Consider the following 4,089-nt stretch of genomic DNA (forward strand, 5'->3'; position numbering starts at 1 on the left):
TTCTCTCAAACATAAAAATATACTCTTCATTTTTATAAAAACCTTGCCAATCTGAATAAAAAGTTTAGTGTTATACACATGTATATCACCATGCAGTTTTAATTATGACCGAATGGAAAGACGACCAACCGATCTTTAGGCAGCTAGCGGCAAAGATCAGTGACCAAATTCTTCAAGGTGTTTGGTTAGAGCAACAAGCACTGCCCTCTGTGCGTGCGGTTGCCGCCGATCTCAAGATCAACCACCTTACTGTCATGAAAAGCTACCAGTTACTGGTGGATGAAGGCTTGGTAGAGAAAAAACGCGGCCAAGGTATGTATGTCGCAGAAGGGGCACTTCAAAAATTGAAAGAGTCCGCACATCAATCATTCATCAACACACAGATCCCAGCCATCGCTGAGACGCTAGGCATCATTGATATGAGTGTCGAAGAACTCGTGAAACAGCTAGAACAACATATAAAGGACAAGTCATGAGTACTTTACTTTCAGTGAAAAACGTAACCAAAACCTATTCAAATCAAGTGGGTGTCGAGAACATCAGCTTTGAGTTAAAACCGGGGCAAGTGCTTGGTCTGCTAGGCCACAATGGCGCAGGGAAATCGACTCTGATCAAATCACTGCTTGGCGGACACAGCTATCAAGGTGAGATAGAAGTTAACGGCTATCACCCTATCCACCAGCATGCAGAACTCATGTTGCACCTGTCGTACATTTCAGATGTTAATGTGCTACCCGAGTGGATGACCGTTAAACAACTGCTTCGATACACCCAAGGCGTGCACCCAAGCTTCAACAAGCAAAAAGCAGAACAGACGTTAAGTAGCACCAACATTAAGCTGTCTTCAACGATCAAACAGCTTTCTAAAGGGATGAAGGTACAACTTCACCTTGCAATCATTATCGCGACCGACACTCAAGTGTTGATCTTAGATGAGCCAACGCTAGGTCTAGATCTGCTCTACCGCGATACTTTTTATCGCCACCTCCTAGAGTGGTTCCATGACGGCGAACGCGCGATGATCATTGCCAGCCATGAGGTTTCAGAGATTGAACACCTATTAACGGATGTGTTGATTCTGAAACAAGGCCATTGTGTGCTGCAAAAGAGCATGGAAGACATCGAGAACGACTATTTCATTATCGATGTCGCAAACAACCACTCAAGCGAAATCCAGAAACTTAATCCACTGACCTCACAACCTGGGCTAGGAACCACTAAATGGTTATTGGAAGGCCAATACAAAGCGCAAGTTGAATCATTGGGTAACATCTACAACGTTGGTCTCGCAGACCTATTCCTTGCAACACAGACGGAGAAGGCATAATGCACCCAACTTTTTATATGCTAGAAAAAGAACTGATCGAGCACAAAATTAACACTCGATTACCTCTATTTATCGCGTTATGTGGTTTCTTGCTGTTCGTTAGTTTGTTTTTCAATGGCGTAGCGCAGCATGAGTTCTTCTTCCAAATGGAAGTGAATGGCGACGTGAGCGACATCCACAGAGAGTTTGCACAAGACCTCAACTCAGTGATCTACTTTGGTGCTGGCCTTATTTCACTCATACTTTCAACGCTTTACATCCCTAAAACACTGCGTAAAGAGCGCCAAGAAGGCAGTTCGATGTTTTGGAGAAGTATGCCAGTATCCAATGCCATGACTCACGGCGTTAAGCTAGGCTTCGGTCTAGTGGTTATTCCGGCTATCTGCGCGCTATTAGTTCTATTCGCTGACTTCCTATTCTGGATATTGAACGTCTCAAGCGAACAACAATTGGCATTGATAGTAGAGCAGCAATCACTGTTTTATGTGCTGAGCAATTGGTTGGTATTCTTTGGGCGAATGATGTTAGTTGCACTGGTTTTATTGCCACTAGCAACCGTTACCCTGGCAATTTCGCAGTTAGTGAATTCTCCACTGCTTGTCATTTTTATCTCAAGCTATGCGATTAAGTTACTCTCGGTCGCCGTATTTGGATTCTATGGCATCAATGACTTCTTCTCTCTCATCGCATCACTACCAATAAAGGTACTAACGGCGAGCAACCCATTCAGTGCGATTGCAGAAGCGCCGGTTTTGTCTTTGGGTATTTATGTACTGATTGGTGTTGGCGGGTGTCTACTGAGCTTGAAGCTAAATAGAACGGACGATGTGAGTTTGAAGACGCTGTTCCATCGATAGAGTCACTTATTCTGAACTCTCAACGGGTAACCAAATCAGATATCAAAATCTAAATCAAAGCTTCTGAGAAATCGGGAGCTTTTTTATTGGCCGCTGTTTTATTGTTAGGTGCTTTGAATTCTAACAACGGTTTTCGTGATAGAGGCAAAGGTACGGATTGGTGGTTGGTTTTGGTTTTGCTTCAGAGTGCTGAGCGGGTAAAGATAAACTAGGAGGTATTAATGAGCTGACATTGAATTGCATTACTGTTAATGCCTGCCAGCTCTTTGGGGGGTAATTTCTTTAGTCGCCGACCAGATGAAGGTCCTTGAGAGTGCTATTGAAATCGGTTTGTTGCGTTTTACATTTGATTAAGCTGTTCAGCTTTTTTAAAGCTTTACGATTTAAAGCTTATTTCTTTGAAGCTTCTTTCGCTGTGTCTTTCCAGTATTGGATGCGAACGCGATGAAGCTGTGCTCTTCTCATTTTTTTCATAAGGGATATTTCCTTTTCTTTATCTGCTCTTCATGAGCTATTTTTATTGCCTACCATTCGAATCTAACGGTGTTTGATGGCCAGATCAATGATACAAGTCACAAAATATATAGAGTTTCGAGTACCATTTACATCAAAGTATGACCTAGTTATCAACTATGGCTCAATTCAATCTATTAAGCCGTTGTTCGAAATTTAGATTAGTTATCTCAGATGACAAATTCATTTCAGTATCAATACAGTTCAGTGATACGTATTTAATAGACCGGACTAACACAGATTTAGTTCCCAATAATTTGTCTTTCCTACTCCTACCATTAACTGGCCTTTCTCGCGTAATACTTGTCTCCCTCCCAATTAAAGTTACGTTGTAACTTGCGTGCTTTTTGTATTGACTATTTTTTATTCACACAGGCCTATACGACACAAACTCAAAATGGGATTATGTTTGTAACGGAAGAGCTTTTAATAGAAAAAGACAGTAATGGATAAAATCAAATGGACGTGATCATGAGTAAAGTCATTCTACAAGGGCATATTCTTGTGCCAGACAACGACCTAGAAGCCGTCACACAAGCGCTGGTTGTTCATAAGGAACTCACACTCTCAGAACCCGGTTGTATCGTGTTTCGAGTCAGTCAAAGCTCACTTCAACCTAATCGTTTTGAAGTGTATGAAGAATTCACTAGCCGTGAGGCGTTTGAAGCGCACCAACAGCGAGTAAAAACGTCTGAATGGGGTGAAACCTCCAAGAACGTGACACGTCATTACCAAGTCACCGACGTTCCGACATCATAATGATACGTCCGCTAGCCAACCACATCGTCACGTTGATCAAACAAGATCCCTTACGAATGCAGGTTTTAGACTGTGTCGATCAGCTGGATTTACCGCAGTGCTATGTCGCTGCGGGCTTTGTGAGAAACCTAGTTTGGGACGACCTACATGGTTATGCTTCCCCGACTCCACTTAATGATATTGATGTGATCTACTTTGATCCTATTGATACCTTCTACGAATCGGGTCTTAGATACGAGGCTCTACTTCAACAACGGTTGCCTGAATTAAATTGGCAAGTTCGCAATCAAGCCAACATGCATACTCGAAACGAGGATGAGCCCTATCAAAGCTCATTGGATGCGATGCGTTACTGGCCAGAGAAAGAAACCGCAGTCGCCGTCAAGCAAAGCCCGACAGGGGAAATCGAGTGCATTTCGGCTTTTGGTTTAGAGAGTTTGTTTGATTTAAAGATCACACCGAATCCCAATCGCAGCAGAGACGTGTTTGATCAACGAGTTCAGTCTAAAAACTGGTTAACTCATTGGCCGAAGTTAACTATTGGTTGTTTGAGTCTCAAAGGGTCCTTTGTCGCTCGTACTAATTAGTCGCAAGTTTTATACATTAATATGTTTAATATAAACTATGGTTAAT

General features: G+C 42.4%; 5 protein-coding genes. All 5 read left to right on the top strand.

The genetic code is table 11. The features are described 5' to 3' along the window. Positions 1-104: 104 nt before the first annotated feature. The 5 genes from AB4496_RS19860 (at position 105) to AB4496_RS19880 (ending at position 4,043) form a co-directional block, all read left to right on the top strand. Positions 105-476, top strand: a complete 372-nt coding sequence (locus AB4496_RS19860; RefSeq protein ID WP_012601023.1) for a GntR family transcriptional regulator — start codon at positions 105-107, stop codon at positions 474-476. Further along, positions 473-1,327, top strand: coding sequence for an ABC transporter ATP-binding protein (locus AB4496_RS19865; RefSeq protein WP_009844747.1), 855 nt, complete (start codon positions 473-475; stop codon positions 1,325-1,327). The genes AB4496_RS19860 and AB4496_RS19865 overlap by 4 nt, the downstream gene beginning before the upstream one ends. Next, complete coding sequence (locus AB4496_RS19870; protein ID WP_009844746.1) at positions 1,327-2,184, top strand: hypothetical protein; 858 nt, start codon at positions 1,327-1,329, stop codon at positions 2,182-2,184. The genes AB4496_RS19865 and AB4496_RS19870 overlap by 1 nt, the downstream gene beginning before the upstream one ends. 984 nt (positions 2,185-3,168) lie before the next feature. Beyond that, on the top strand, positions 3,169-3,456 hold the full coding sequence (locus AB4496_RS19875) for a putative quinol monooxygenase (protein ID WP_032555117.1): 288 nt from the start codon (positions 3,169-3,171) through the stop codon (positions 3,454-3,456). Beyond that, positions 3,456-4,043 carry a nucleotidyltransferase family protein gene (locus tag AB4496_RS19880; protein WP_009844744.1) on the top strand — a complete coding sequence of 196 codons (588 nt, stop codon included), beginning with the start codon at positions 3,456-3,458 and terminating at the stop codon, positions 4,041-4,043. Before AB4496_RS19875 ends, AB4496_RS19880 begins: the two co-directional genes overlap by 1 nt. Positions 4,044-4,089 lie beyond the last annotated feature (46 nt).

The sequence above is a fragment of the Vibrio sp. 10N.222.46.A1 genome (genome assembly GCF_041473595.1).
Classification (GTDB): domain Bacteria; phylum Pseudomonadota; class Gammaproteobacteria; order Enterobacterales; family Vibrionaceae; genus Vibrio; species Vibrio tasmaniensis_A.

Bases quoted from the DNA above. Each gene is read 5' to 3' on its own strand.
- AB4496_RS19875 (WP_032555117.1), top strand. From the start codon at position 3,169: ATGAGTAAAGTCATTCTACAAGGGCATATTCTTGTGCCAGACAACGAC.
- AB4496_RS19870 (WP_009844746.1), top strand. From the start codon at position 1,327: ATGCACCCAACTTTTTATATGCTAGAAAAAGAACTGATCGAGCACAAA.
- AB4496_RS19865 (WP_009844747.1), top strand. From the start codon at position 473: ATGAGTACTTTACTTTCAGTGAAAAACGTAACCAAAACCTATTCAAAT.
- AB4496_RS19880 (WP_009844744.1), top strand. From the start codon at position 3,456: ATGATACGTCCGCTAGCCAACCACATCGTCACGTTGATCAAACAAGAT.
- AB4496_RS19860 (WP_012601023.1), top strand. From the start codon at position 105: ATGACCGAATGGAAAGACGACCAACCGATCTTTAGGCAGCTAGCGGCA.